This is a genomic window from Rhodoferax sp. GT1R46, from assembly GCF_056521285.1.
Map to the genome: position 1 here is coordinate 102,516 of NZ_JBWMBC010000009.1, position 26,705 is coordinate 129,220.

24 protein-coding genes and 1 tRNA gene are annotated in these 26,705 nt (G+C 59.2%); 15 read left to right on the top strand and 10 right to left on the bottom strand.

Going from position 1 to position 26,705, the window contains the following annotated elements:
- Positions 1 to 97 precede the first annotated feature (97 nt).
- The 11 genes from AC097W_RS17775 to AC097W_RS17825 all read left to right on the top strand — a co-directional run bounded on the left by AC097W_RS17775 (position 98) and on the right by AC097W_RS17825 (position 11,841).
- On the top strand, positions 98 to 865 hold the full coding sequence (locus AC097W_RS17775; RefSeq protein ID WP_479603968.1) for an ABC transporter ATP-binding protein: 768 nt from the start codon (positions 98 to 100) through the stop codon (positions 863 to 865).
- Between the two features lie 2 nt (positions 866 to 867).
- Positions 868 to 1,572, top strand: a complete 705-nt coding sequence (locus AC097W_RS17780) for an ABC transporter ATP-binding protein (RefSeq protein ID WP_479603969.1) — start codon at positions 868 to 870, stop codon at positions 1,570 to 1,572.
- Between the two features lie 46 nt (positions 1,573 to 1,618).
- On the top strand, positions 1,619 to 2,827 hold the full coding sequence (locus AC097W_RS17785) for an ABC transporter substrate-binding protein (protein WP_479603970.1): 1,209 nt from the start codon (positions 1,619 to 1,621) through the stop codon (positions 2,825 to 2,827).
- 58 nt (positions 2,828 to 2,885) lie between these two features.
- Positions 2,886 to 3,770 (top strand): branched-chain amino acid ABC transporter permease, encoded by an 885-nt coding sequence (locus AC097W_RS17790; protein WP_479603971.1) that lies wholly within the window; start codon positions 2,886 to 2,888, stop codon positions 3,768 to 3,770.
- Between the two features lie 4 nt (positions 3,771 to 3,774).
- A complete protein-coding gene (locus AC097W_RS17795; protein ID WP_479603972.1) occupies positions 3,775 to 4,737 on the top strand; it encodes a branched-chain amino acid ABC transporter permease in 963 nt (320 codons plus the stop codon).
- 60 nt (positions 4,738 to 4,797) lie between these two features.
- Complete coding sequence (locus AC097W_RS17800; protein WP_479603973.1) at positions 4,798 to 5,862, top strand: adenosine deaminase; 1,065 nt, start codon at positions 4,798 to 4,800, stop codon at positions 5,860 to 5,862.
- A 156-nt stretch (positions 5,863 to 6,018) separates the two neighbouring features.
- Positions 6,019 to 7,122, top strand: a complete 1,104-nt coding sequence (locus AC097W_RS17805) for a BMP family ABC transporter substrate-binding protein (protein ID WP_479603974.1) — start codon at positions 6,019 to 6,021, stop codon at positions 7,120 to 7,122.
- The gene (gene guaD, locus AC097W_RS17810; RefSeq protein ID WP_479603975.1) at positions 7,119 to 8,441 is read left to right on the top strand and encodes a guanine deaminase; all 1,323 of its coding nucleotides are present in this window, start codon (positions 7,119 to 7,121) and stop codon (positions 8,439 to 8,441) included. Before AC097W_RS17805 ends, guaD begins: the two co-directional genes overlap by 4 nt.
- Positions 8,442 to 8,677: 236 nt before the next feature.
- Positions 8,678 to 9,250, top strand: a complete 573-nt coding sequence (gene dcd / locus AC097W_RS17815) for a dCTP deaminase (RefSeq protein ID WP_479603976.1) — start codon at positions 8,678 to 8,680, stop codon at positions 9,248 to 9,250.
- Positions 9,251 to 9,282: 32 nt separating this feature from the next.
- Positions 9,283 to 10,170 carry a KPN_02809 family neutral zinc metallopeptidase gene (gene ypfJ, locus AC097W_RS17820; RefSeq protein WP_479603977.1) on the top strand — a complete coding sequence of 296 codons (888 nt, stop codon included), beginning with the start codon at positions 9,283 to 9,285 and terminating at the stop codon, positions 10,168 to 10,170.
- Positions 10,171 to 10,329: 159 nt separating this feature from the next.
- Positions 10,330 to 11,841, top strand: a complete 1,512-nt coding sequence (locus AC097W_RS17825; RefSeq protein ID WP_479604045.1) for a DEAD/DEAH box helicase — start codon at positions 10,330 to 10,332, stop codon at positions 11,839 to 11,841.
- Here the strand turns inward: AC097W_RS17825 and AC097W_RS17830 are convergent.
- Complete coding sequence (locus tag AC097W_RS17830) at positions 11,833 to 12,690, bottom strand: symmetrical bis(5'-nucleosyl)-tetraphosphatase (protein WP_479604046.1); 858 nt, start codon at positions 12,688 to 12,690, stop codon at positions 11,833 to 11,835. The two genes, AC097W_RS17825 and AC097W_RS17830, sit on opposite strands and share 9 nt — an antisense overlap.
- Positions 12,691 to 12,714: 24 nt before the next feature.
- On the opposite strand from AC097W_RS17830, the gene AC097W_RS17835 reads away from it, so the two are divergent.
- Entirely contained in the window at positions 12,715 to 14,031 is a 1,317-nt protein-coding gene (locus AC097W_RS17835) for a hemolysin family protein (protein ID WP_479603978.1), read from the top strand.
- Here the strand turns inward: AC097W_RS17835 and AC097W_RS17840 are convergent.
- Complete coding sequence (locus AC097W_RS17840) at positions 13,999 to 14,769, bottom strand: YdcF family protein (protein ID WP_479603979.1); 771 nt, start codon at positions 14,767 to 14,769, stop codon at positions 13,999 to 14,001. The two genes, AC097W_RS17835 and AC097W_RS17840, sit on opposite strands and share 33 nt — an antisense overlap.
- A gap of 129 nt (positions 14,770 to 14,898) precedes the next feature.
- Between AC097W_RS17840 and AC097W_RS17845 the strand changes: the two genes are divergently transcribed.
- Positions 14,899 to 16,038 (top strand): ABC transporter substrate-binding protein, encoded by a 1,140-nt coding sequence (locus tag AC097W_RS17845; RefSeq protein ID WP_479603980.1) that lies wholly within the window; start codon positions 14,899 to 14,901, stop codon positions 16,036 to 16,038.
- 81 nt (positions 16,039 to 16,119) lie between these two features.
- Here the strand turns inward: AC097W_RS17845 and AC097W_RS17850 are convergent, their stop codons facing one another.
- The 8 genes from AC097W_RS17850 to AC097W_RS17885 all read right to left on the bottom strand — a co-directional run bounded on the left by AC097W_RS17850 (position 16,120) and on the right by AC097W_RS17885 (position 24,092).
- Positions 16,120 to 16,767, bottom strand: coding sequence for a diguanylate cyclase domain-containing protein (locus AC097W_RS17850; protein ID WP_479603981.1), 648 nt, complete (start codon positions 16,765 to 16,767; stop codon positions 16,120 to 16,122).
- Between the two features lie 140 nt (positions 16,768 to 16,907).
- Positions 16,908 to 17,237, bottom strand: coding sequence for a hypothetical protein (locus AC097W_RS17855; RefSeq protein ID WP_479603982.1), 330 nt, complete (start codon positions 17,235 to 17,237; stop codon positions 16,908 to 16,910).
- Positions 17,238 to 17,434: 197 nt separating this feature from the next.
- Positions 17,435 to 17,510: transfer RNA gene (locus AC097W_RS17860), tRNA-Thr, on the bottom strand.
- A 42-nt stretch (positions 17,511 to 17,552) separates the two neighbouring features.
- On the bottom strand, positions 17,553 to 18,560 hold the full coding sequence (locus AC097W_RS17865) for a class 1 fructose-bisphosphatase (protein WP_479603983.1): 1,008 nt from the start codon (positions 18,558 to 18,560) through the stop codon (positions 17,553 to 17,555).
- A gap of 15 nt (positions 18,561 to 18,575) precedes the next feature.
- The gene (gene pepN, locus AC097W_RS17870; RefSeq protein WP_479603984.1) at positions 18,576 to 21,317 is read right to left on the bottom strand and encodes an aminopeptidase N; all 2,742 of its coding nucleotides are present in this window, start codon (positions 21,315 to 21,317) and stop codon (positions 18,576 to 18,578) included.
- Positions 21,301 to 22,002, bottom strand: coding sequence for an HAD family hydrolase (locus tag AC097W_RS17875; protein WP_479603985.1), 702 nt, complete (start codon positions 22,000 to 22,002; stop codon positions 21,301 to 21,303). The genes pepN and AC097W_RS17875 overlap by 17 nt, the downstream gene beginning before the upstream one ends.
- A 2-nt stretch (positions 22,003 to 22,004) precedes the next feature.
- Positions 22,005 to 23,109, bottom strand: a protein-coding gene (prfB, locus tag AC097W_RS17880) for a peptide chain release factor 2 (protein WP_479603986.1) whose coding sequence is annotated in 2 segments (ribosomal slippage) — positions 22,005 to 23,027 and positions 23,029 to 23,109 — 1,104 coding nt in all. Because the reading frame shifts where the segments join, the coding sequence is not laid out codon by codon here.
- Between the two features lie 80 nt (positions 23,110 to 23,189).
- Positions 23,190 to 24,092: an alpha/beta fold hydrolase gene (locus AC097W_RS17885; protein ID WP_479603987.1), complete on the bottom strand. Its 903-nt coding sequence runs from the start codon at positions 24,090 to 24,092 to the stop codon at positions 23,190 to 23,192.
- Between the two features lie 25 nt (positions 24,093 to 24,117).
- Between AC097W_RS17885 and AC097W_RS17890 the strand changes: the two genes are divergently transcribed.
- Positions 24,118 to 25,890 carry an acetate--CoA ligase gene (locus AC097W_RS17890; protein ID WP_479603988.1) on the top strand — a complete coding sequence of 591 codons (1,773 nt, stop codon included), beginning with the start codon at positions 24,118 to 24,120 and terminating at the stop codon, positions 25,888 to 25,890.
- 15 nt (positions 25,891 to 25,905) lie between these two features.
- Positions 25,906 to 26,673, top strand: a complete 768-nt coding sequence (locus tag AC097W_RS17895) for a glycine-rich domain-containing protein (protein ID WP_479603989.1) — start codon at positions 25,906 to 25,908, stop codon at positions 26,671 to 26,673.
- Positions 26,674 to 26,705 lie beyond the last annotated feature (32 nt).

The window sequence follows — 26,705 nt, forward strand, 5'->3', positions numbered from 1 at the left end:
CCAAATCGGTGATTTGGGGTAAACCCCAACGTAGTAATTCAGATGCAGCGGCAGTTCCGTTGTCTAATCAGTTAACACATTCAGGAGTTACAACGCAGTGGATTGCATTCTGGAAACCAGACAGCTGACCAAAGAATTCAAGGGCTTCGTGGCCGTCGACAAAGTCGATTTACGGGTTGAGCGTGGAAGCATTCATGCATTGATCGGCCCCAACGGCGCTGGCAAAACAACCTGCTTCAATCTGCTTACCAAATTCCTGAAGCCAACGTCCGGACAAATTCTGTTCGATGGTGCGGATATCACTGGTGACTCCTCCGCGCACATCGCGCGACGCGGCGTAGTGCGATCATTCCAGATTTCTGCGGTTTTCCCCCATTTGAGCGTGCTTGAAAACGTTCGGGTGGCTTTACAACGGAATCTGGGTACTTCGTTTCATTTCTGGAAAACGGAGCGTTCATTGCACCATCTGGACGACCAGGCCCGCGAGTTATTGCGGGCTGTTGATTTGGAACAGTTCGCTGCGCTGACCGCGGTCGAGCTGAGCTACGGCCGCAAGCGCGCACTGGAGATTGCCACCACCTTGGCGATGGATCCCAAGCTGATGCTGCTCGACGAGCCCACGCAAGGGATGGGTCTGGAAGATGTGGACCGGATTCGCCAGTTGATCAAGCGCGTTGCAGCCAACCGCACCGTGCTGATGGTCGAACACAACATGAGTGTGGTGTCGAGCATTGCCGACACCATCACGGTTCTTCAGCGCGGAGCCACTTTGGCTGAAGGCACGTATGCCGAGGTATCGAAAAACCCAGCTGTAGTGGAGGCGTACATGGGCAGCGCGACGAACGAATTGAAGGGCGCGCACTGACTATGGCTACTCCTTTTCTGGAAGTGCGGGATTTGCACGCCTGGTATGGCGAATCGCATGTTCTGCATGGTGTCAATTTCCATGTAAACGAAGGCGAAGTGGTGACCTTGCTGGGGCGCAATGGCGCTGGCCGCACCAGTACGATGCGCGCAGTGATGGGTATGACGGGTAGCCGCAAGGGCTCCATCAAGGTGCATGGCATCGAGACCATCACCATGGCGCAACACCGCATAGCGCGTCTGGGTATTGGCTATTGTCCGGAGGAGCGCGGAATTTTCTCCAGTCTGTCGACAGAAGAAAACTTGTTGTTGCCGCCCACATTGGCGCCCGGCGGCATGAGTGTGGAACAGATTTATGGCATGTTTCCGAACCTGCGGGAGCGAGCCAATAGCCAAGGCACCCGCTTGTCGGGCGGCGAGCAACAGATGCTCGCGGTGGCACGTATTCTTCGCACCGGCGCCAAGTTGCTGCTACTGGACGAAATATCGGAAGGGCTGGCACCGGTCATCGTGCAAAAGCTGGCCGAAACGGTTTTGCAGCTGCGAAAACAGGGCTACACCATTGTGATGGTGGAGCAAAACTTTCGCTTTGCAGCGCCCTTGGCCGATCGCTTTCTCGTCATGGAGCATGGCCAGATCCTGCAGGAATTTACGCAGGCGCAGCTTCCTGGGCAGCTCGACAGACTACGCGAATATCTGGGCGTTTGAATTTATTTACTTTTTTTCCGTCAGCTATAACCTCAAAGGACAAAGCATGAAATTGAAGAACATTGCCGCCGCCTGCGGCCTTACTTGCGCAATGGCTTTGGGCACAAGCGCCCACGCCCAAATTTCCGGTGACGTGATTCGCATCGGCATCATTACCGACATGTCCGGTCTGTATTCCGATATCGATGGACAGGCCGGCGTAGAAGCGATCAAGATGGCCGTTGCGGACATGGGCGGCGCCATCAATGGCAAAAAAATTGAAGTGGTGTTTGCCGACCACCAAAACAAGGCGGATGTGGCTGCTGGCAAGGCCCGCGAGTGGTTCGATACCCAGGGTGTAGACATGCTGATCGGGGGTACCAATTCGGGCACCAACCTGGCTATGGCCAAGGTTGCAGCTGAAAAGAAGAAGCTGTTTATTGCGGTCGGTGCGGCGTCGTCTGCCTTGACCAACGAGCAGTGCAATCCCTACACGGTGCACTGGGCCTATGACACGGTTGCGCTGGCCAAGGGAACCGGCAATGCCGTGGTGAAAGCGGGTGGCAAGAGCTGGTATTTCCTGACTGCTGATTACGCCTTTGGAGCGCAGCTCCAGAATGACGCCTCGACGGTCGTCAAGGCGGCCGGCGGAACCGTGGTGGGCTCTGTGAAGCACCCCTTGTCAGCCAGTGATTTCTCTTCCTTCATGCTGCAGGCACAAAGCAGCAAGGCACAAATTCTGGGCCTGGCCAACGCAGGGGGGGATACCATCAATGCGATCAAGGCGGCCAATGAATTTGGCATCACCAAGACCATGAAGCTCGCCGGTTTGCTGATGTTCATCAACGATGTGCACTCACTGGGTCTCAAGGCGACACAGGGCATGTATCTGACCGATAGCTGGTACTGGAACCGTGATGCCGAGACGCGCGCCTGGAGCCGCAAGTTTTTTGACAAGATGAAGCGCATGCCTTCGAGTATTCAGGCGGGTGATTACTCCGCCACACTGCAATACCTGAACGCTGTGAAGGCAACGGGTTCGGATGATGCAGACAAGATTTTGGTGCAAATGAAGAAAACCAAAATCAATGACGTCTTTGCCAAAGATGGATTTATTCGTGGTGACGGCCGCATGGTTCATGACATGTATCTGATGCAGGTGAAATCTCCAGACAAATCGACCGAGCCATGGGACTACTACAACGTGGTTGAAACCTTTAAAGGTGAAGCAGCCTGGACCACCAAGGCCGAGTCCAAGTGCGCGCTTTGGAAATAAAGCGCCAACCTAATCCGCTGCGCCACTGACCCACCTTCACTCGCTCTGACCGCTTTCCATGGAAATTTTCGGCATACCCATTCAGGCCTTTCTGGGGCAACTGTTGTTAGGGCTGGTTAACGGTTCCTTCTATGCCATGCTGAGCCTGGGGCTGGCTGTCATTTTTGGTCTGCTGGGAATCGTCAACTTTGCACACGGGGCGCTCTACATGATGGGCTCCTATGTCGCGTGGTTGTTGTTGGAGAAGTTTGGGCTCAATTACTGGTTTGCGCTGGTGATTGCGCCTGTGACGGTGGGTGCTCTGGGTGTTGTGGTGGAGCGCTTGCTGCTCAAACGGCTGTATGCGCTCGACCCCCTGTATGGCCTGCTATTGACTTTCGGGCTTGCGCTCATTGCAGAGGGTATTTTTCGGGACCAGTTCGGTGTGTCTGGTCAGCAATATCCGGTGCCTGAGTTGCTGCAGGGTGCGACGGATCTCGGCTTCATGGTGTTGCCCAATTACCGGGCATGGGTTGTTGTGGCGTCGCTGGCGATTTGCCTGTCGACCTGGTTCCTGATTGAACGCACACGGCTGGGTTCTTACTTGCGGGCGGGTACGGAAAATCCGGCGTTGGTGCAAGCCTTCGGCATCAACGTTCCGCTGATGGTCATGCTGACTTACGCGGCGGGGGCAGGACTTGCAGCTTTGGCGGGTGTGCTGGCGGCGCCTATTATCCAGATCACTCCGTTGATGGGCAGCAACCTGATCATTGTGGTGTTTGCGGTGGTGGTGATTGGGGGCATGGGTTCCATTCTGGGCTCCATCATCACCGGCTTGTCTTTGGGCGTGATTGAAGGTCTGACCAAGGTGTTCTACCCGGAGGCGTCGAGCATCGTTGTGTTCGTGATCATGGCCATCGTGCTCATGATTCGGCCCGCCGGACTTTTCGGCAAGGAGAAATGATTCCATGAGTACGACGCTCAAAGCCGACCAAACAGCGCGGCTGGCACGGATCACGTGGGGCGTGATGCTGGCAGTACTTGTGGCTGCGCCTTTTATCGGGCTCTACCCCGTCTTTTTAATGAAGGCGCTGTGCTACGCAATCTTTGCCTGTGCCTTCAATTTGTTGTTGGGGTATACCGGGCTCCTGTCGTTCGGTCATGCAGCCTACCTTGGCAGTGCGGCGTATGTCACCGGCTGGCTGGTGCGCTCGGCAGGCCTGTCACCCGAGCTGGGTGTGCTGGCGGGCATGGTGGTGGCCGGGCTTCTTGGGCTCATAGTAGGTCTCATCGCCATTCGCCGACAGGGCATCTACTTTGCGATGATCACGCTGGCAATGGCCCAAATGATCTATTTCGTTTGTCTGCAGGTGCCGTTTACTGGTGGCGAAGATGGCTTGCAGGGGGTCCCGCGCGGCAAGCTGTTTGGCGTTATCAACCTGGCCGACGATCTCGCTATGTACTTTGTGGTCCTGGCCGTGTTCGTAGCCGTATTCCTCTTCGTGATCCGGGTCGTGCACTCGCCATACGGGCAAGTTCTCAAAGCCATTCGTGAAAACGAGCCCCGCGCGGTTTCATTGGGTTACGACGTGGATCGTTACAAGTTGCTCGCGTTTGTTTTGTCCACCGCGCTTGCCGGTTTAGCCGGATCGCTCAAAACGCTGGTGTTGGGCTTCGCGACGCTGTCCGATGCGCACTGGTCTCTGTCGGGTGAAGTGGTGTTGATGACCCTATTGGGCGGCATGGGTACATTTGCCGGTCCGGTGCTGGGGGCCTTCACCATCATTGGTTTACAGGACTATCTGGCCGACCGGGTTGGCTCCTGGGTAACTGTGATCATTGGCGTGATTTTTGTAGTCTGCGTCGTGGCGTTTCGACGGGGCTTTGTGGGCGAACTGCTGGCTTGGCAACAACGGCGTCAAAAAGACTGACCTCGCGTGCAGTTGGGGTCTGGTAAGGTTGGCGCCAAAACCTTCTAGCTGGAGCTACCTGTGAATCACCCCCCCCAAACAACGCAAAAACTCCAAAGGACTGTATCCCCGGACCGTCTGCCCCAGCTATTGCGCCGCATGCCCAAGGCCGAGCTGCACATGCACATAGAAGGCTCGCTGGAGCCTGAACTCATTTTTGCGATGGGCCAGCGCAACAGGGTGCCGCTGGCCTACCCCAGCGTGGATGCCCTGCGCGAGGCCTATGTTTTTGACAACCTGCAGGGCTTCCTGGATATTTATCACGCGGGCACCACCGTGCTCAAGAGCGAGCAGGATTTTTTCGATATGGCCTGCGCCTATATGGGGCGTGCGCAGGCGGACAACGTGCTGCACACTGAAATCTTCTTCGACACCCAGACCCACACCGGCCATGGGTTGAGTGCCGAGGCTGTGGTCAATGGTCTGTACCGTGCCTGCGAAGAGGCGCCCGTGCGCTATGGCATGACGGCCTCGCTCATCTTGTGCTTTCTGCGGCATTTGAGTGAAGCACAGGCGTTTGAATGCCTGGAACAGGTCATGCCATTGCGAGACAAAATTCTGGGGATTGGTCTGGCATCCAGCGAAGTCGGGCACCCGCCGGAGAAGTTTGCGCGCGTATTTTCGCGTGCACGCGAGTTGGGCTTCCGATTGGTGGCGCATGCCGGTGAAGAAGCTCCTCCTGCCTACATCTGGAGTGCACTGGACGAGCTGAAAGTAGAGCGCATTGACCACGGCGTGCAGGCCATCCATGACGCTGCGCTGATGCAGCGCCTGGCCCATGACCGCATACCCCTCACCGTGTGTCCGCTGTCCAATCTCAAGCTGCGCGTGTTTCCTTCGCTGGCCCAGCACACCCTCAAGCGCATGCTGGAGGCGGGCATTGTGGCTACGGTCAATTCCGATGACCCCGCCTACTTCGGTGGCTACATCAACGAGAACTTCACCCAGACCTTTGCAGCTTTGGGCATGACGTCGCAGCATGCCTACCAGCTGGCCCGCAACAGCTTTGATGCCAGCTTTATTGAGGCGACTTTGCGCAGCCGATACCTGCAGCGGCTGGATGAGGTGTTTGAAACCTTTGCTTGAGCCACTGCTGCTCTTGGGGTAAGTGCAGCCCCCAGCCAGGATGATGCCGAAGTCACCGCGCTGAAGCGTCCCAGGCATATCCGCTAAAATTGGACCAAGGCCCGCTGCTCCGGCGGGCCTTGCCTTTTGTGTTTCGGAGCCATGTAGAGGACTACCATGTACAAAAACCTCGCAGCCACGTTAGTGGCGGCTTGTGCTTTCTCGCTTGCGCCCACAGCGGCGTTTTCCCAATCCATAGACGCTTCCAGAACAGAACCCCTCAAGGTGGGGTTTCTGTATGTTGCGCCCCTGACGGACGCCGGCTGGGTGCGCCAGCATGAGCAGGGTCGCCTGGCCGTAGAAGCTGCCTTAGGCAAGGCCGTGCAGACCACCTATGTGGAAAACGTGGCGGAGGGGCCGGATGCCGAGCGTGTGATTCGCGATCTGGTTCGCCAGGGCAACAAGCTCATCTTCACGCCCAGCTTTGGCTACATGGAACCCACGCTCAAGGTGGCGCGGGAGTTTCCGGACGTCAAGTTCGAGTCCATCACCGGTTACAAGACGGCTCCCAACGTCGCGGTCGCCAATGCGCGCTATTACGAGGGCCGCTATCTGGCCGGGATTGCTGCGGGGCGCATGACACAAACCAATGTGGCGGGATACGTCGCGGGTTTCCCAATACCGGAAGTACTGCAAGGCATCAACGCCTTCATGCTGGGCATGCGCTCGGTTAACCCGAAAGCCGAAGTCAAAGTCGTCTGGCTCAACGCCTGGTTCGACCCCGCCCGCGAGCGGGATGCCGCCATGACCCTGTTCAACCAGGATGTGGACGTCATCGCATTTCACACCGGTTCCACTGCGGTGATGGCGGCTGCCCAAGAGCGCGGCAAGATGGCCGTGGCGTACCACTCCGACATGCGCAGAATTGCGCCAGACGCGCAAATCGTGGCGGTCACCCACCAGTGGGGTGCGTACTACACGGGCCGTGCGAAAGCCGTGCTGAACGGTACCTGGAAAAGCGGTTCGGTCTGGGGCGGAGTCAAGGAGGGAATGATCCGCGTCGGTGACTTTGGCAGCAAGGTACCCACGGTGGTGCAAGCCGAAGTGCTGGCGCGTCAAAAAGACATTGCCAGTGGCAAGTTGCATCCCTTTCACGCATCGCAGCCGATTCGGGACAACGAAGGCCATCGGGTCATAGAGAAGGGCCAGACGCTCAGCGATACGCAGATTCTGGAGATGAACTGGCTGGTAGAAGGCGTGCAGGGCAAAATAAGCCGATGAAAGCCTACCGCGCGTCCGTTCTCTGGTTTGCCCCGCACAGCGAAGGGCCTGCCCGTGCCATGTTTGAAGAGGATGGCCTGCTGGTGGTCGGCGCCGATGAGTGTGGCACTCAGGTGGTGCAAGCCGTGGGTCCCTATCGCCAGGTCATTGTTGACTACCCCTATGTGCCCGTGGAGCATTTTCCAGGGCGCATCATCGCGCCCGGTTTTGTGGATATGCATATTCACTACCCCCAAACCAATGTGATCGGGTCGCCTGCCGACGGGCTGCTGCCATGGCTGGAGAATTACACCTTTCCAGAGGAAAAACGCTTTGAAGCCCCCGAATACAGTGCGCAGGCAGCTACGTTTTTTGTAGCGGAGTTGCTGCGCAATGGCGTCACCACGGCGTTGACTTTTGCGACCTCGCATCCCGAATCCGTCAACGCCCTTTTCACCGAGGCACAGGCTCAGCACATGCGGCTGATCACGGGCCTGGTCCTGATGGACCGCCACGCGCCACCGGACCTGCTGAACCGTGCTGCACCCGGTGGCGGGGCCGATGCGACCGAACACAGCCTGGTGGAATCGGAGGCGCTTATCCAGCGCTGGCATGGCAAAGACCGGCTGGGCTATGCCATCACCCCGCGTTTTGCGCCCACTAGCACCGACGCCCAGTTGCGCGGCGCGGGCCTTCTGGCAGCCCGCTATCCGGAGGTGTGGATTCAATCGCATGTGGCCGAGAACAAGGACGAAATTGCCTGGGCGCGCGCGTTGTTTCCCCAGTCGCGCAGCTACCTCGCCACCTATGATGACTTTGGGCTGATGCGCGAGCGCGCCATTTACGCCCACTGCATCCACTTTGACGACGATGACCGCGCCCTGATGCGCGACACAGGCGCAGCGGCGGCCATCAGCCCGACCAGCAACCTGTTTCTGGGCAGCGGGTTTTTTGACTACGCGGGCGCCGACCGGGTGGGTTTTCAGTACGGTCTGGCCAGCGACGTAGGCGGAGGCACCTCGTTCAGCCCGTTTCAGACCATGCTGGCGGCTTACTACGTGGGCCGGGAGGGGCAAACCAAGCAGGGTTTGTCCTTGAATCCGCAGCAACTGTGGTGGCAACACACCGCCGGAGCGGCCCGCGCCTTGGGGCTGGAGGGCGTGGTGGGCAACCTGCTGCCGGGCTGCGAGGCCGACTTTGTGGTGCTCAACCCGAACGCAACGCCATTGCTGGCACGCAAGACCACATTGGCGAATAGTCTCGATGAGCTCCTGTTTGCCCTGATTGTTATTGGCGATGACCGCTTGATTGAGCGAACCGTTATTTCCCAAGCCATTTAGGGCCTTAGCCCCCGTATTCATTGCGCAGGAAGCTACTAATTTTGTAGCAAAATTCCTGGCGAATCAACACTCTTTTCGGCAGCGAAGTGGGTGTGGGGTTCGGCCGATTTCTGGGCCTTTGACAGTATGAGGCCGGACCCCATACCCGCCCCGCTGCCCACCAACGATGTCAAATGTGAAATGGCTCTCTTATGACGCCTGCTTACAATCACCCCCAAATTAGGAGTTGTATCCCCATGAGCATCAAAAGCGACAAGTGGATTCGCCACATGGCCGAAACGACCGGCATGATCGAACCCTTTGAGCCGGGCCAGATTCGCCAGAGCGAAGGCAAAAAAATCATCAGCTACGGCACCAGCAGCTACGGCTACGACATCCGCTGCGCCCCCGAGTTCAAGGTGTTCACCAACATCCACAGCACGGTGGTGGACCCCAAGAACTTCGACGAAAAAAGCTTTGTCGATTTCCATGACGACGTCTGCATCATCCCGCCCAACAGCTTTGCTCTGGCGCGCACACTGGAATACTTCCGCATTCCACGCAATGTGCTGACCATCTGCCTGGGTAAGAGTACCTATGCGCGCTGCGGCATCATCGTCAATGTGACACCGTTTGAGCCCGAGTGGGAGGGCTATGTGACCCTCGAGTTCAGCAACACCACGCCGCTACCCGCCAAGATTTACGCGGGGGAGGGCTGCGCCCAGGTGCTGTTCTTTGAAAGCGACAAGGACGACGTCTGCGAAGTCAGCTACAAGGACCGTGGCGGCAAGTACCAGGGCCAAGTCGGCGTCACGCTGCCCAGGGCGTAACGCCTGCTGAACGCTAAACCAGGAGAGATCGCATGAAATGGGAAGGCAACCGGGAATCTGACAACGTCGAAGACCGCCGCGATGGCGGTGGCAGTGGCGGCGGGCTCCTTGGCGGCTTGCTGGGTGGCCGAGGCATTGGTATTGGCACCATCGTGATTGCCCTGCTGGGTGGATGGGTACTGGGCGTAAATCCTTTGACAATTCTGGGTTTGCTCAGCGGAAATGGTGCACCCACCGCACAGGTGCAGCAAGCGCCCGCGCATCGGCCTCCTGCCGACGACCACATGGCCAAATTTGTTTCCACCGTGCTGGCAGACACCGAAGACGTCTGGAAAGACGTATTTGCCAAAGGCGGAGCCACTTACCAGGAACCCAAGCTGGTGCTGTTTCGTGGCACCACGCCGACCGCATGCGGCCAAGGCCAGGCGGCCATGGGCCCGTTTTATTGCCCGGGTGACCAGAAGGTTTACATCGACCTGGGCTTTTACGAAACCCTCAAGACCCAACTCGGTGCGCCGGGTGATTTTGCCCAGGCGTATGTGATTGCCCATGAAGTGGGGCACCACGTGCAAAACCTGCTGGGTATCAGCGCCAAGATGGACCAGATGCGCAGCCGAGTGAGCGACACTGAATACAACGCCCTGAGCGTGCGCCTGGAGCTGCAGGCGGACTGTTTTGCCGGGGTGTGGGCGAATCACGCCCAAAGTGCCCGGCAGTTGCTGGAGCAGGGCGATCTGGAGGAAGCCATCAACGCGGCTGCCAGGATTGGGGATGATGCTTTACAGCGCGGAAGTGGCCGCGCCGTGGTACCTGAGAGCTTCACCCACGGCACCAGTGCGCAACGCCAGCGCTGGTTCGCCAATGGCATCAAAAATGGCAGCGTAAAGGCCTGCGACACGTTCTCTGCCCGTCAATTGTGAGACTAGGGGATAATACGGGGCTGCCCCCCAGCGTTGGGCGGCAATCAGCTATCGGATGGATAGCACCATTTTTCGCTATGCATGACCGACTTGAATACTGAACTTACTCCCTCTGTTTCTCCGCAAGACTCCAATGAGTTGAACGCGCAAACGCCTCCTATGGCCTTTGCCCAGTTGCAGCTTGCAGACCCTCTGGCCCGCGCCGTTGCGGAGATGGGCTACGAGACCATGACCCCTATCCAGGCCCAGGCGATTCCAGTCGTTTTGCAGGGCAAGGACGTGATGGGTGCCGCCCAGACCGGTACCGGCAAGACTGCTGCTTTTGCACTGCCCCTCTTGCAGCGCATGATGCAACACGAAAACGCGTCCACCTCGCCAGCCCGCCACCCGGTGCGTGCGCTGGTGTTGTTGCCTACGCGTGAACTGGCCGATCAGGTGGCCCAGCAGATCAAGCTCTATGCCAAGTACACCAACCTGCGCAGCGCCGTGGTGTTTGGCGGCATGGACATGAAGCCCCAGACGATCGAGCTGAAAAAAGGCGTTGAAGTGCTGGTGGCTACACCAGGGCGCCTGCTGGACCACATTGAAGCCAAGAACGCCGTGCTCAACCAGGTCGAGTACGTGGTGCTGGACGAGGCCGACCGCATGCTGGACATCGGGTTCTTGCCCGACCTGCAACGCATCCTCTCCTACCTGCCCAAGCAGCGCACGACCCTGCTGTTTTCGGCTACTTTCTCTTCTGAAATCAAGCGTCTGGCGAGCAGCTATCTGCAAAATCCGGTCACCATTGAAGTGGCGCGTTCCAACGCGACGGCCTCTACGGTAGAGCAACATTTCTATAGCGTTCCAGAAGACGAAAAGCGCCACGCACTGCACCAGATTCTGAAGACGCGCGGCATGAAGCAGGCGTTTGTGTTTGTCAACAGCAAGCTCGGCTGCGCCCGTCTGGCCCGTTCGCTGGAGCACGAAGGTCTGAAAACGACTGCGCTGCACGGCGACAAGAGCCAGGACGAGCGCCTGAAGGCGCTGGAATCCTTCAAAAAAGGCGAAGTCGATCTGCTGGTGTGTACCGATGTGGCTGCCCGTGGCCTGGACATCAAAGATGTGCCTGCGGTGTTCAACTTCGATATCCCCTTCAATGCCGAAGACTATGTGCACCGCATTGGTCGCACGGGCCGTGCCGGGGCTTCCGGTTTGGCCGTCAGTTTTGTCAGTGGCAACAATGACGCGCGACTGGTCGGCGATATCGAGAAACTCATCAAGACCAAGATCGAGCTGGAAGCCGTGGAATACGATGAAGACAGCCCGAACATCCGCAAACAAGGCCGCATCAACGATGGTCGGCGCATGTATGCGGAAGAGGGGGCCAATAGTGCAGGCAATGCCGGCGGAGACAATGGGCGCGGTGCCCCCCGTGGCGACCACCGGCGCGGGTCGCGTGAGGACACCTACCCGTCAAGCCGGGCCCCACGTCCGCCTCGCAATGACTACGCAGCACGCCCCGCACAGGCATCGCGTGATCCGTTCTTTGACAAGCCCTATGAAGCTGTAGCTCCCGCTGCGCAAGTGACAACGCCTTCATGGGAGGCCAGCGAACGGCCTGCCGCACGCAGCATTTCGGCCAATATCAAGCCCAAACGCAACGTCGCGGCTCTTTTCAAGTCACAGTGATTTGCCTGGCTGCTGCGCAGCCTCGCATGGCACCTGAATGAGTTGATCGGCCCGGGCAGCACCCGGGTTGCCCAGTTTGAGTGCGCTCAAGGAGCCACCCCAGACGCAGCCGGTGTCCAGTGCCAGTACGTCGGAGCGGCCCAGCCAGCCCAGCGTGGACCAGTGGCCAAATGCCACGGTAATGTCGGCTGTTTGGCGCCCAGGTACATCAAACCACGGCAAATAGCCAGCAGGCGCCCCCGCTGCGCCTTCTTTGGTGTCGAACTCCATGGCACCCTGTGCGGTGCAAAAGCGTAGCCGTGTGAGCGCATTCACAATCACGCGCATACGATCCATGCCAGTGAGCGCATCGCTCCAGACATTCGGTGCATTGCCGTACATGGTCTGGAAGAACTCAGCCGATTGCCCCCCTTGCAGGACTGCTTCCATCTCCTGCGCCAGTGCTATGGTTTTTGTAGCTGTCCACGCAGGCAGTACGCCGGCATGGACCATTAATAGCTCTCTATTTCCGTCATGCAGCAGCATGGCCAGTCGCTGGTGGCGCAGCCAGTGCAGCATGGCGTCGCGGTCGGGTGCATCCAGTACGCACGCCAGTGTGTCTTTGCGGTGTGGCTTGCGCACGCCGTGTGCAATCGCCAGCAGGTTCAGGTCGTGGTTGCCCAGCAGACAACGCGCGGCATCGCCATAGCCCATCATGCGGCGAAGCACGGCGGCTGACGCAGGCCCGCGGTTTACGAGATCGCCCAGCAGGTAGAGCGTGTCACGGCTGGGGGAGAAATCCAGGGTGTCGAGTAATCGTTGCAGGGGCGCATCGCAGCCTTGCACGTCGCCAATAAGGTACATTGCCATGGTGTTCATTCTCGCCGCTGTTTCATGGATTTTTTGCTGATCATTGTGCTGACGCTGCTTAACGGAGCATTTGCGATGTCCGAGCTGGCGCTAACCGCCAGCCGGAAAGTGCGTCTGCAAAATCTGGCCGAGGTTGGCGACAAGGGGGCACAGGCAGCTTTGGACTTGTTGGACAACCCGACCCAATTCCTTTCGTCTGTGCAGGTTGGCATCACGTCGATCGGCATGCTCAACGGCATTGTGGGCGAAGCCGCATTCAGCGCTGGCGTGGCCAGCAAGCTGGAGAGTGTTTTGTCCATTTCACACCGTGCCGCAGAGCTGTCCGCCACGGCACTGGTGGTGACCGGCATTACCTTCGTCACCATTTTGTTTGGTGAACTGGTGCCCAAGCGCGTTGGGCAACTGTATCCTGAGACCGTGGCCCGCATCGTGTCGCGGCCCATGACGTGGTTTGCAACCGGTGCCAAACCCTTTGTACGGCTGCTGTCCATGTGCACCCATGGCATGCTCAAACTGCTGCGCATTGACACCTCTGATACCCGTGGTGTGACGGAGGCGGAAATATCGGCCAGCCTGGAAGAGGGTGTTGACGCCGGCATCATTGAGGAGCATGAGCACCAGATGGTGCGCAACGTGTTTGATCTGGATGACCGGTCCCTGACGTCCATGATGCTGCCGCGCGCAGACATTGAATGGCTGGAAGCCTCCGACACGGTAGAGCAAAGCCTGTCCTATGCCGCTGCGGGTGGCCAAAAAGGCGCGCACTCCTGGTACCCGGTCTGCCGTGGTTCACTGGACCAGGTGGTCGGCACGGTCAGCGTGGGCCGCTTGCTGCAGTTGGGTGTTCATCACCCGGGAACACTTGAGTCGCAAGTCGAGCCCGCTGTCTTTGTTCCTGAGACGCTGAGCGGTATGGAACTGATTGAGCAATTTCGAACCAAATCTGCACGCATGGTTTTTGTGGTGGACGAATACGGCGTGGTGCAAGGCTTGCTTACCCCGCACGACTTGCTGGAAGCCATCACCGGTGAATTGCAGCCTGATGCCCAGACGCAGGCCTGGGCGGTCGAGCAGCCCGACGGCTCGTGGCACCTTGATGGCTCAATGCCGGTGGGAGAACTGAAAACCCGGCTGGAAATAGACGAATTGCCGCAGGAAGACCGCGGCCGCTACAACACGCTGGCCGGGCTGTTGATGGCCATTTCAGGACAACTCCCCGAAGTGGGCGAAAAGATTGAATGCGGGCACTGGCAGTTTGAGGTGACAGATCTGGAAGGCCGACGCATTGACAAGGTGCTTGCCTATCATCTAAAGACGGCCGGCCAGCCGGTAGGCCAGTAATCCCACCAGTTCGTGCAAAGCCAGCTGCCAATCGCGGGCGCCGTCTTTGAGTGAATAGGTTGTCCAGGGCGTATTGGGCGCAGTCCGGAAGTCAACCGGGTAGGCCGTCACGTTCCATCCTGCCTTGATAAACGCGCCCATCGAGCGCGGCATGTGCCAAGCCGAAGTAAGCAATAACCAGGGCTGCTTGGTGTCGATTCCTGGCAGCTGGGCAGTCAGCACGGCGTTTTCATGTGTGGTGCGTGAAACCGCTTCATATTCGACCCGCTGCACCGGCAGGCCCATGCTCACAAAAAAACCCTTGGCTCGCTCGGCTTCGCTGGGCCCGGAACCCAGCAAGTCACCTTCACCACCGGTATAAACCACCCGCAATTGCGGGTTGCGCTGCAACAAGGCGATAGTCGCAGTCAAGCGCTCACCTGCATCGTTGAACAGTGGCTGCGCGTGAGCCTCTGCCACGCGGCCCGGTTCTGTAGCCCCGCCCAGAACCACCACGCCAACATAGGCATGCAGGTCAGCGCCAGGAGCGATTTCCGCGTATTGGCTCTCCAGTTCACGAATCAGCATGTCCGGCAAAGGCTGCCATCCCATCAGCAGCAGCACACCCATCCCGGCCCACAGCAGCCGGCGCCCCGCGATGGGCGCGCGCTTTAGTGTCAGCAGGCTGAGCAATAGAAGAACAATCACCCAGTGCAGCGGCTGGGTTACAAGGGAAAGGACTTTGGACAAAAAAAACATGGATGGGAAGTGCGCCGCAGGCAATGAAAAGTTACCCGGGGATGTTAGCGGTGAAGGTGACGCCTTTCTGCCCGGCTAGAATGAAATGATTCTTTTGACCACGTTGATTCCTTCCAGGAGAACCGTTCCATGAATCTAGCCCCCTTGTTTCGAGGTGCTGCACTGATGCTGTCGTTGTGTGGAATGGTGGCCCATTCTGCGGAAGTCGGGGTGACTGACAAGGAGATTCTGGTGGGCCAATTTGCAGCGCAAACGGGGCCCGCTGCCGAGTTGGGAAAGGGTATGCAACGGGGCATACTGGCCCATTTCAACGCGGTGAATAGTGCCGGTGGCATCAACGGTCGAATGCTCAAACTCATCTCGCGGGATGATGGTTACGAGCCTGAAAAAGCGGCCGCTGCAGCCAAGGCGCTGATAGAAGATGACAAAGTGTTCGCACTGATTGGCTCAGTGGGAACGCCCACAACATTGGCGGCAATTCCTGCAATCAACGCAGCGGGCATTCCCCTGATTGGCCCATTTACGGGCGCACAGGCCCTGCGTGAACCCTTTAACGCCAATATTTTCCATGTCCGGGCCAGTTACTTCGATGAGACCGAACGCATCGTGCAGCATCTGAGTACGTTAGGCATTACCAAGATCGCGGTTTTTTATCAGAACGACTCCTACGGCAAAGCCGGACTCGAAGGCGTGACCCGTGCTTTGGCCAAGCGCCAGATCAAGCCCGCAATCGCCGTCTCGGTGGAGCGAAACAGCATTGATGTCGCAGCGCCCCTGGCAGAAATTTTGAAGGCAGCCCCGGAAGTCGTGGTCCAGATCAGCGCATACAAATCCAGTGCGGAATTAATCAAGCAGGCCCGGGCCAAGTCATATGGCGGCCAGTTTTTCAATGTGAGCTTTGTCGGATCCAAAGCGTTGTCAGAGCAATTGGGCGATATCGGAGCCGGTGTCACCATCTCTCAGGTTGTGCCGTTTCCCAGCGCACGCTCTCTGCCCGTCGGGCGCGAGTATCAGTTGCGCATGACGGAGGCAGGTTCCGAGGATTTTGACTTCACCAGCATGGAAGGCTTCCTGGCCGCAAAAGTGCTGACTGAAGGACTTCGTCGTGCAGGCAAAGGCCTGACGCGCGAAAGCCTGACCATTGCACTGGAGTCCCTGCGCGACTTCAACATGGGTGGGTTTTATGTGAACTACGGTCCCAAGAATCACGAAGGTTCACACTTTACTGACCTTACCATCATTGGCCGCGGCGGTCGCTTCATGCACTGAACGCCACTTCGGTCGAAGGCTGACACAGGTCAGCCTGTTACTGATGTCAAGCCTTGACAACCGTTTTCAGGAAAGCTGCTGCTATTGAAGTTCCATCAGGCCGGAAACCTTGCAGTCGTACATTCCCTTATCGGCCACGTGCAGCAGGTCGCTGACCTCCGAGCCGTCTTTGGGGTACAGGGCGAACCCCACACTGGCGCCAACGTGCACATTGATTCCGCTTTCCAGAGTGATCACGTCTGAAAGCGTGTCAATGAGTTTTCGACCCAGTTGAATCAACTCACGCGGATCATCAACCGATTCGATAATCAGGACAAATTCATCGCCTCCCAGTCTGGCAACGGTGTCAGATGCGCGAACAGCACTGACAAGCCGACGCGCCGCAGTTATCAGGACTTCGTCACCGGCCGCGTGTCCAAAGGTATCGTTGATCGCCTTGAAATCATTCAGATCAACCATCAGCAATGCGAACGTTGCCTGGCTGCGTTTGGATCGCTCAATGACCACACGGGCGCGATCAGATAGAAGCAGCCGATTGGCCAATCCCGTCAGGCTGTCACGATAAGCCTGTTCTTTTAGAAATGCTTCAGCGCGCAGGAGTGAAGCCACTTCATCCTGCAATATCAAATTGCGAGCGCGCAATTTTCTCAGGTAGACAAGCAAGGTTGCTGTTATGGCGAGAAGTGAGACTGCTACTAGCCATGCACCTGAACTGACAATGGTTTCCACTTTCCTGATTTCCTTTGCGGTTGAGTGAACCGATTGGAAGGCGTGAGCCACAACACGATTTGCGTCAATTGTTGTTCGCCGGGTGCGGAAAGTCTATTCCCTATCGGAATGCTTTGTTACCAAACATTGCCGTGCGCCATTCACACCTTTTTCTTGGTCTTGGCGGGCGCCGGGCTTGCCTTCGCACTCGCTGTTGCTGTCGCAATTGCAACTTCACCTTCCTTGATCACCGCTTCGAACTCTTCCAGTTCCTTGCCAATGGCTGCATATTTTTTGGACTTGGCCTTGTTATCCTCCCATTTGAGGACGGCAGCTTCCAGGTCATCTTTGAAATTCTGCAGTGCAGATTCCTTGATGGCGGTCGTTGCCACAGTCGAGTCACTGATCCAGAGGTCGATCAACTCCGAGAGACCGTTGTCAAAATCGTCATAAGTCTCAAGGTGAACCCATTGTCCTTGTTTATCAAACATTTGTTTCCTTCAGTAGTTGCATGTGATTTAGTTTAGCGGATGATGGCATTTGGCGGCGATTGCGCGCGATACCGCGCAGGATTTGCCTGGGGCACGTGCCGGCCGGCTTCACTAGGGAGGTGAAAATTTGACTCTGGCTGCGGGTGAAGTTCCGCAGGAAAAAAGGGGCTGACCATTACGGTCAACCCCTTTTCATTTGGTGCCACTTGTCGGAGTCGAACTGACGACCTTCTCCTTACGAAGGAGCTGCTCTACCAACTGAGCTAAAGCGGCTTACAAGTCGGGAATTATATCCGCGTCAGTACTTGTGGGACTTCAGGCCTCTGCGTGGTACCGGGTTACGCGTTCCACTTCGTTCTTCGAGCCCAGCACGACGCTGACGCGCTCATGCAATTGGGTCGGCTGAATGTCCAGAATCCGCTGGCGTCCGTTGGTGGCGGCGCCGCCGGCCTGCTCAATCAGCCAGCTCATCGGGTTGGCTTCGTACATCAGGCGCAGCTTGCCGGGCTTGTGGGGCTCCCGCTTGTCCCAGGGGTACATAAACACACCGCCGCGGGTCAGGATGCGGTGCACATCGGCCACCATGCTGGCAATCCAGCGCATATTGAAGTCTTTTTCGCGTGGGCCCTCCACACCGGCCAGGCATTCGTCCACATAACGCTTCACGGGTGCATCCCAGTGGCGCATGTTGCTCATGTTGATGGCGAATTCCTGGGTGTCGGCAGGAATCTGCACGTGCTCGCGGGTCAGCACAAAAGAACCCTGCTCCCGGTCCAGGGTGAACATGGCAACACCGTCACCCACGGTCAGCACCAGCGTGGTCTGCGGTCCATACACACAGTAACCGGCGGCAACCTGCTGGTGGCCAGGCTGCAGGAAATCGCCTTCATCCACACCACGATCATCTTCGGGCATGCGCAGCACGCTGAAGATGGTGCCGATGCTCACGTTGACGTCAATGTTGCTGGAGCCGTCCAGCGGGTCAAACATCAACAGGTATTCGCCTTGTGGGTACCGGTTGGGCACCACGTAAATGCCTTCCATTTCCTCGCTGGCCATGCCGGCAAGGTGGCCGCCCCATTCGTTGGCCTCGATCAGTACTTCGTTGGCGATGATGTCGAGCTTCTTCTGAATCTCGCCCTGCACGTTCTCGCTGTCGGCAGTGCCCATCACATCACCGAGATCGCCCTTGTTGACGGCCTGGCTGATGCTTTTGCACGCGCGGGCCACCACCTCCAGCAGCAGGCGCAATTGCGACGGAATGTGCCCGTCCACACGCTGCTGTTCGACAAGGTAGCGGGTCAGGGATATGTTCTTAGCCATGGAAACTCCAGAAAATTAATCAGCCAGCGCACGGTCAATGACCTCGCGCACGTCGTTGCTGAGGTCGGACTTGGCAGACACGCGCTTGAGTGCCTCGCACGCCGCGGTGCGGTACGGTTCGGCCAGGCGCTTCCACCTGTCCAGCGCGCGGGCCAGACGGGCGGCAACTTGGGGGTTGATGCCGTCGAGCTCGATGACGCGCTCGCTCCAGAACACATAGCCTGCTGCATCGGCACGGTGGAACGCACCGGGGTTGGCGCTGCAGAAGCTGAAAATGACGCTGCGGGCCCGGTTGGGGTTGCGGATGTTGAAGTCCGGGTGCGCCATCAGCTGGCGCACGGCAGGCAGTACATTGCCGGCCCGGTCGGGCGCTCCGGCTTGCAGAGAGAACCATTTGTCCAGCACCAGCGCTTCGTCTTTGAACAGCGCATGAAAGCGCGCAAGGGCAGGGGCAGCGAGTGCATGGCCGCTGACCACCAGTGCCTGCAGGGCATTGGCGCGGTCGGTCATGTTGCCCGCATCCTTGAAACGCTGCAGGGCTTTGCCCGGCCAGACGGCGTCACCCGTTTCCGTTGAAGAAAGGCACAAATAGCTGAGCGCCATGCCAGCCAGGGCGCGCCGGCCCGCCGATACCGCGTCAGGGCGGTAGGCACCGTTGTCCTGGTGTGCTGCAAAGGCCCATTCCCAGTCGGCGTGCAGCTGCACGGCGAGCTGCAGGCGCATGGATTCGCGCACCGCGTGAATGCGCTGGGGCTCAACCACAGCGAGTTGTTCAGCGATGTAGGTCTCGGAGGGCAGGGTGAGCACCAGTTCCTTGAACGCCGCGTCCAGCGTGGGGTGGCGCAGCACAGAGCGCATGGCGTCAATATAAGCACCGTTTAGCACGGTAGCCCCCGTAGTGTCTGCGGGGGCAGCTATTGAATTGATAGCGCTGCGCAAAGCCAGGCGCTGACCCGCTTCCCAGCGGCTGAACGGGTCGGGGTCGTTGGCCAGCAGGGTGAGCAGCTGGGCATCGGTGTAATCAAAGTCCAGCACAACCGGGGCGCTGAAACCACGCAGGATGGAAGGTACTGGCTCCTCGTTCACGTTCACGAAGGTGATGGACTCGGCCTCTGCGGTCATGACAAACAGGTGGCTGTCGCCCGTAGCGGCATCACTGCCCTGCACCTGCAGGGGCAGGGAAGCCCCACTGCTGCCTACCAGACCCAGGCTGACGGGGATCACAAAGGCTTCCTTGGCGGCTTGGCCGGGTGTGGCAGCGCAGCTTTGGGTGAAGTACACGGTGTAGGTACGGTCTACGGCGTTGTAGGCACCAACGGTGGCCAAACGCGGTGTGCCCGCCTGGCTGTACCAGCGCTTGAACTGGGGCAACAGGGCAGCCAGGCTGGAGTCGGGGTTGGCATCGGCAATGGATTGCGCGAAGTCGTCACAGGTCACGGCCTGGCCGTCAAAGCGCGTAAAGTACAGCTTCATGCCCTTGGCAAAGCCGTCACGTCCCGAAATATTTTGGGCTGGCGTGCCCGCCAGGGTTTGCATCATGCGCACCACCTCGGCACCTTTTTCGTAAATGGTGACGGTGTAGAAGTTGTTGATCTCGATGTAGCTGTCGGGGCGCACGGGGTGTGCCATGGGGCCTGCATCTTCGGGGAACTGCGAGGTGCGCAGCACGCGCACGTCTTCAATGCGCTTGACGGCACGGGCCGAGGCGTCCGAGCACAAATCCTGGCTGAATTCCTGGTCGCGAAAGACGGTCAGGCCTTCCTTGAGGCTCAACTGGAACCAGTCGCGGCAGGTGACGCGGTTGCCGGTCCAGTTGTGAAAATACTCGTGGCCCACCACGGACTCGATGTTGGCGTAATCCACATCGGTCGCCGTGGCCTGGCTGGCCAGCACGTACTTGGTGTTGAAGATGTTGAGGCCCTTGTTCTCCATGGCGCCCATGTTGAAGTCGCTGGTGGCGACGATCATGAAGCGCTCCAGATCCAGCGGCAGGCCGAAACGCGCCTCGTCCCAGACCACGGAGTTGATCAGCGAGTTCATCGCGTGTTCGGTTTTGTCCATGTCGCCCGGGCGCACATAGACCTGCAGCAAATGGTCTTTGCCACCACGGGTGGTGATGCGCTGCTCGCGCGCCACCAGCTTGCCCGCCACCAGGGCGAACAGGTAGCTGGGCTTCTTGTGCGGGTCCACCCACTTGGCGAAGTGGCGGCCATCTTCCAGCTTGCCTTCTTCGACCAGATTGCCGTTGGACAGCAAAACGGGGTACTTGGCCTTGTCGGCGCGCAGCGTCACGGTGTAGCTGGCCATCACATCGGGGCGGTCCAGGAAGTAGGTGATGCGGCGAAATCCTTCGGCTTCGCACTGCGTGAAGAAGGAGTCGTTGCTCACGTACAAGCCCATGAGCTTGGTGTTCTTCACCGGCGCGCAGGTGGTGAAGATTTCCAGCTCAAACGCGTCTGGTCCTTCTGGCAGGTTTTCCAGCACCAGCTGGTTACCCTCCATCTTGAACGACGTGCCCTGGCCATTGACCAGCACGCGGGCCAGATTGAGCTCCTCGCCATCGAGCTTCAGGGCCTGCGCGGCCACATCGGGGTTGCGGCGCAGGCGCATTTTGTTGAGCACCCGGGTTTTGGCCGGGTCCAGGTCAAACGTCAGTTCGACGGTTTCAATCCGGTAGGCGGGTGCGGTGTAGTCGCCGCGGTTGACGACCGTGGCGGGGCCGTGGCCTTCGCCGGTGGCTTTAAGCAGATGCAACATGCAAACTCTCCAGAAAATTAGATTCAAACAACTCGTTGTAGTCCCGCACGGCGGCCAGCACATGCGGCCCGGCCAGCTCAGCGGCGCTGTGGCCGGTGCAGATGGCCACCGCCCGCATGCCAGCGCGGCGTGCCGCTTCAATGCCAAAAGGCGCATCTTCAAAGACAATGCAGGCGCCAGCCCCCGTCTTCATTCGGCGTGCTGCTTCCAAAAATATAGCAGGCTCGGGCTTGCCGGGCAGCCCTTCGTCGCCACCCACCAGCGCCAGCGGGTGTGTTGGCAATTTAAGGTGCGACAGTACAAATTCAATGTTGTGCCGATCACCCGCCGTGCCCACGCCGACCTTGAGGCCACGGCTGCGCGCGCGCTCCGAGAAAGCCGTGAACCCCGCCACTTCAGAAAACTGCGGTGCGAACATCTCGCGGTAAATCACTTCTTTCTCGTGAATCAGGGCCCAGGCCTGCGCGTCATCCATGTCGCGTTGAAACAGCTCGCGTATGCACTCCGCGCCATTGCGCCCGGTGGTGCGACGCATCAGGTCGGGCAGGTCCAGCTCCAGGCCATGGCGGTGGGTGAACTCCACCCAGCTTTTGGCGTGCCAGGGCATGGAGTTGATCATGGTTCCGTCCATGTCAAAGATGAACGCCTCAACTGGTTCGGCCGAGTCCGCGCGCGGGGTTTGCATCATCACACGCCTTGCTTGAGGGAGGCTTCGATGAACACATCCAGGTCGCCGTCCAGCACCTTCTGGGTGGCAGACACTTCGACGTTGGTGCGCAAGTCCTTGATGCGGCTGTTGTCCAGCACGTAGCTGCGAATCTGGTGGCCCCAGCCCACATCGGTCTTGGTGTCTTCCAGTTTTTGCTGGGCTTCCTGTTGCTTGCGCAGCTCAAAGTCGTACAGGCGCGAACGCAGGCGCTTCCAGGCGACGTCGCGGTTGCTGTGCTGGCTGCGACCGTCCTGGCACTGCACCACGATACCGGTAGGGATGTGCGTCAGACGCACCGCCGAGTCGGTCTTGTTGATGTGCTGGCCGCCCGCGCCGCTGGCACGGAAGGTGTCGGTGCGCACATCGCTGGGGTTGATGTCGATCTCGATCGAATCATCAATCTCGGGGTACACAAACACGCTGGCAAAACTGGTGTGGCGCCCGCCCGACGAGTCGAACGGGCTCTTGCGCACCAGACGGTGCACACCGGTTTCGGTGCGCAGCAGGCCAAAAGCGTATTCCCCTTCAATTTTGATGGTGGCGCCCTTGATGCCGGCGGTGTCGCCTGCGGTCTCATCCTCAATGATGGTCTTGAAGCCCTTGCGCTCGGCGTACTTGAGGTACTGGCGCAGCAGCATGCTGGCCCAGTCGCAGGCTTCGGTACCGCCCGCGCCGGCCTGGATGTCCAGAAAGCAGTTCAGCGGATCGGCCGGGTTGCTGAACATGCGGCGGAACTCCAGGCCCTCGATGATGGCGGCCAGCTTGGCGGTCTCGCCCTCGATGGTGAGCAGGCCGTCTTCGTCGCCGTCTTCCTTGGACATCTCGAACAATTCGAGGTTGTCAGACAACTCGCGCTCCAGATCCGCAATGGTGACCACCACGCCCTCCAGTGCCTTCTTCTCTTTGCCCAGCTCTTGGGCGCGCTTGGGGTCGTTCCAGACGGTGGGGTCTTCTAGCGAGGCGTTGACTGTGCGCAGGCGTTCCGTTTTGGCATCGTAGTCAAAGATACCCCCGTAACTCTTGGGTCCTTGCGGTCAGGCCGTTGAGTTGGGTGCCAATGGTGTTGATGCGTTCGATTTCCATGATGCGGGTCCTGAGAGGTGTAGGTTTCAATAACCCGCTATTTTCTCACGGCTGGCATTCCCCTCTCTGGCGAGCCCCAGCTAGTCGATGAAGCGCTCAATCAGCGCGGCCAGCACTTCGGGCTGGTCGTGGTGCATCATGTGCCCGGCTTCGTCAATGCAGGCTATTTCTACATTGGGTATGCACTGGATGCGCTCGTGGTACTGGTCCAGCGTGAAGGCACCTTTCCACCACATATTCAGGCTGTTGTCAGACGCTTCCACCGCCAGCACGGGCATGGTGAGGCGCTTGTACAGCTCTGCCACCTCATCCACCCGGTAAATATGGGCACTGGAGACCTTGTGTGCCGGCTGACCCAGGATGGCCCACTTGCCCTGTTCGTTTTTCGCCGCCCAATGCTGCGCCAGCCAGTTAGCCTTGTCCGGGCTCAGGCGGGGATTGGTCTTCATGAGGCGACGCGCCACGCCGCTGATGTCGTCGTAGGCCTTGAGGTCCATTTCGCCGCGGTGCAGCTTTTTGAGTTCGTCCATCCATTTGGCATAGCGGCCGGCGGCCTGGGCGGGCACTGTGGCGGGCAGGCCAAAGCCTTCCAGATTGACCAGGCGGCGGATGCGCTCCGGGCGCACACCGGCATAGTGCATCACCACGTTGCCACCCAGGCTGTGGCCGATCAGGTTGACCGGACCGTTGGGGGCGTAGTGGTCCAGCAAAAAGTCCAGATCGGCCATGTAGTCGGGGAACCAGAAATTGTCGACCCCACCGGAGGGCGTCTTGCCGTAGCCGCGCCAGTCGGGGGCGATCACGTAGTGGTCGTGGCTCAGGGCATCCACCACAAACTGGTAGCTGGCGGCCACGTCCATCCAGCCGTGCACCATGACCATCGGGATCTTGTCGGCAGAAGGCTCGCCCCAGATCTGCACGTGGTACTGCAGGTTGCGTATAGGGACAAACTCGCTACGGGAGATTCTTTTGACTTGGTACATTTAGCCCATCATAAGGAGCCACACCGTGCGCGTCAGTCAAAACCGTGACAAGAAATCCGCCTACGCCGGCATCCACAGCGCGTTCACCTGGGCGGTGCCCGCGCAGTTCAACATCGCCCAGGTGTGCTGCGCGCGCTGGGCGGCTTTGCCGGGTGCTACAAAAAACGTAGCTGTTCACGTATATTCCACGGGGGCTGAGAGCACTTTTTATACCTATTCACAGCTGCAGGAGCAAGCCAACCGCCTCTCCAACGTGCTGGCGAAGCTGGGTGTCCGGCGCGGCGACCGGGTGGCCGTGGTGATGCCCCAGAGTTTCGAGACCGCCGTGGCCTATATGGCGGTGCTGCAAATGGGCGCGGTGGCCATGCCTCTGTCGCTTTTGTTTGGCCCCGACGCGCTGGAATACCGCCTGCACGACAGTGACGCCGTGCTGGCCATTTGCGACGCCACGGCCCTGCTTCACCTGAAAATTGCCCGCAATACCTGCCCGCAGTTGCGCACCGTGTTGGGCGTGGGGGACCCGGCGGTGACCCACGGCCATTGCGATTTCAACTTCGCTGCCGCAGTGGCACGCGGGCGCTCCGGCTTTGTGCCCGTGATGACCCAGGCCGACGACCCTGCCGTGCTGATCTACACCAGTGGCACCACTGGCAACCCCAAGGGTGCCTTGCTGGCGCACCGCGCACTCATCGGCAACCTGCCGGGCTTTGTGGCGAGCCAGAACTGGTTTGGTTTTGATGGGCGGGACAACGCCACAACGGACGCGGTTTTCTGGTCTCCCGCCGACTGGGCCTGGACCGGCGGCCTGATGGACGCGCTCTTGCCCACGCTTTACTTTGGCCGCCCCATCGTGGCTTTTAATGGCCGCTTCAGCCCGCAGACCGCGCTGGAGTTGATGGGCAACTGTGGCGTCACACATACTTTTTTGTTCCCCACCGCGCTCAAGGCCATGATGAAGGCCTATCCCGGATCAAAGCAGCGCAGCGTGGCGCAGCAGTTCACGCTGAAGCTGCAGGCCATCATGAGCGCAGGCGAGGCCGTGGGCGATGCGGTGTTTGGCTACTGCGAGCAGCAGCTTGGCGTCAAGCCCAACGAGATGTTTGGCCAGACCGAGATCAACTACATCGTGGGCAACTGCAACGCCCTGTGGCCCTCCAAACCCGGCAGCATGGGCATGGGCTACCCCGGCCACCGGGTGGCGGTGATAGACGAAACGGGGCGCGAGTGCGCCGTGGGCATGCCAGGCGACGTGGCGCTGAACCGCTTTGACGTGCACGGCCACCCCGACCCCATCTTCTTTCTGGGTTACTGGAAAAACGAGGCCGCCACCCGCGACAAGTTCACTGGTGACTGGTGCCGTACCGGTGACCTGGCGGTGCGCGATGCCGATGGCTACCTCTGGTACCAGGGCCGCTCGGACGACGTGTTCAAGGCCGCGGGTTACCGCATTGGCCCGGGCGAGATCGAGAATTGCCTGGTCAAGCACCCGGCCGTGATGAACGCCGCCGTGGTGCCCAAGCCCGACCCCGAGCGCGGCGCGCTGGTCAAGGCCTATGTGGTCATTGCTCCTGATTTCATAGCTGCCTGCGCAGGTAATACGGGGGCTATAGCCCAATATCACTCCAAACTCACCGAGGAGTTGCAGGCCCATGTCAAAGGCTTGCTGGCACCGTACGAGTACCCCAAGGAGATTGAGTTTGTGGATGCGCTGCCCATGACCACCACCGGCAAGGTGCAGCGGCGCGTGCTGCGCCTGCAGGAAGAGGCGCGGGCACGCGCCAAGGGTCAGAGCCTGTAATCGCGGGGGATACTTATGAAGCGACCCTCTTTCATGCCGCTGTCTTTCCGGCGTCGCATTCAGTTGCTGGCAGCGGGCAAATGGATCGCCTTTCCGCTGCTGCCTCTGGTGGGCTACTTCAGCCTGCGCAGTGGGGGCCGCACAGCGCTGTTCAGCATGGTGTGTCTGGCGCTGTTTGCCGCGATGGCGATGTGGGAAGCCAGTCGCCGGCGCCAATTCATACGGGAGGCGCGGTTCCCGGCCTTTTTGGGTGCCAAGCTGCGAGAGGAATACCCGCAGTTGTCAGCCAGCGATACCGATCTGGCGCTGCATGGCCTGCGCCAGTTCTTCCTGGCGCATTTGCGCAGCAACCGGAAATTTGTAGCGATGCCCTCCAGGCTGGTGGACGCGGCATGGCACACCTTCATCTTGCATACGCGAGCCTACGACCAATGGTGCAGTTCGGCGTTTGGCAAGCTGATGCACCACACGCCCGCCGAGGTGCTGGGCCGCGACCCCAAACGCAACGACGGCCTGCGCCGCACCTGGTACTGGGCCTGCAAGGAAGAAAGCATTGACCCCCGCAAGCCCAGCCGTCTGCCGCTGTTGTTTGCCCTGGACAAGAAATTTGCCATTCCCGGCGGTTTTACCTATGTGCCGGATTGCCAGGATATTGATCGCCGCAGTGGCTCGGACGCGTACTGTGGCACCAGCTTTGGTGGCGGCGAAGCCTCCAGTGGAGACGCCGCAGGGGATGGCGGCGACGGAGACGGCTGTGGAGGAGGGTGCGGTGGCGGCGATTGATGGGCCCGCCACCGAAGGGCTGGCGGAGCTGA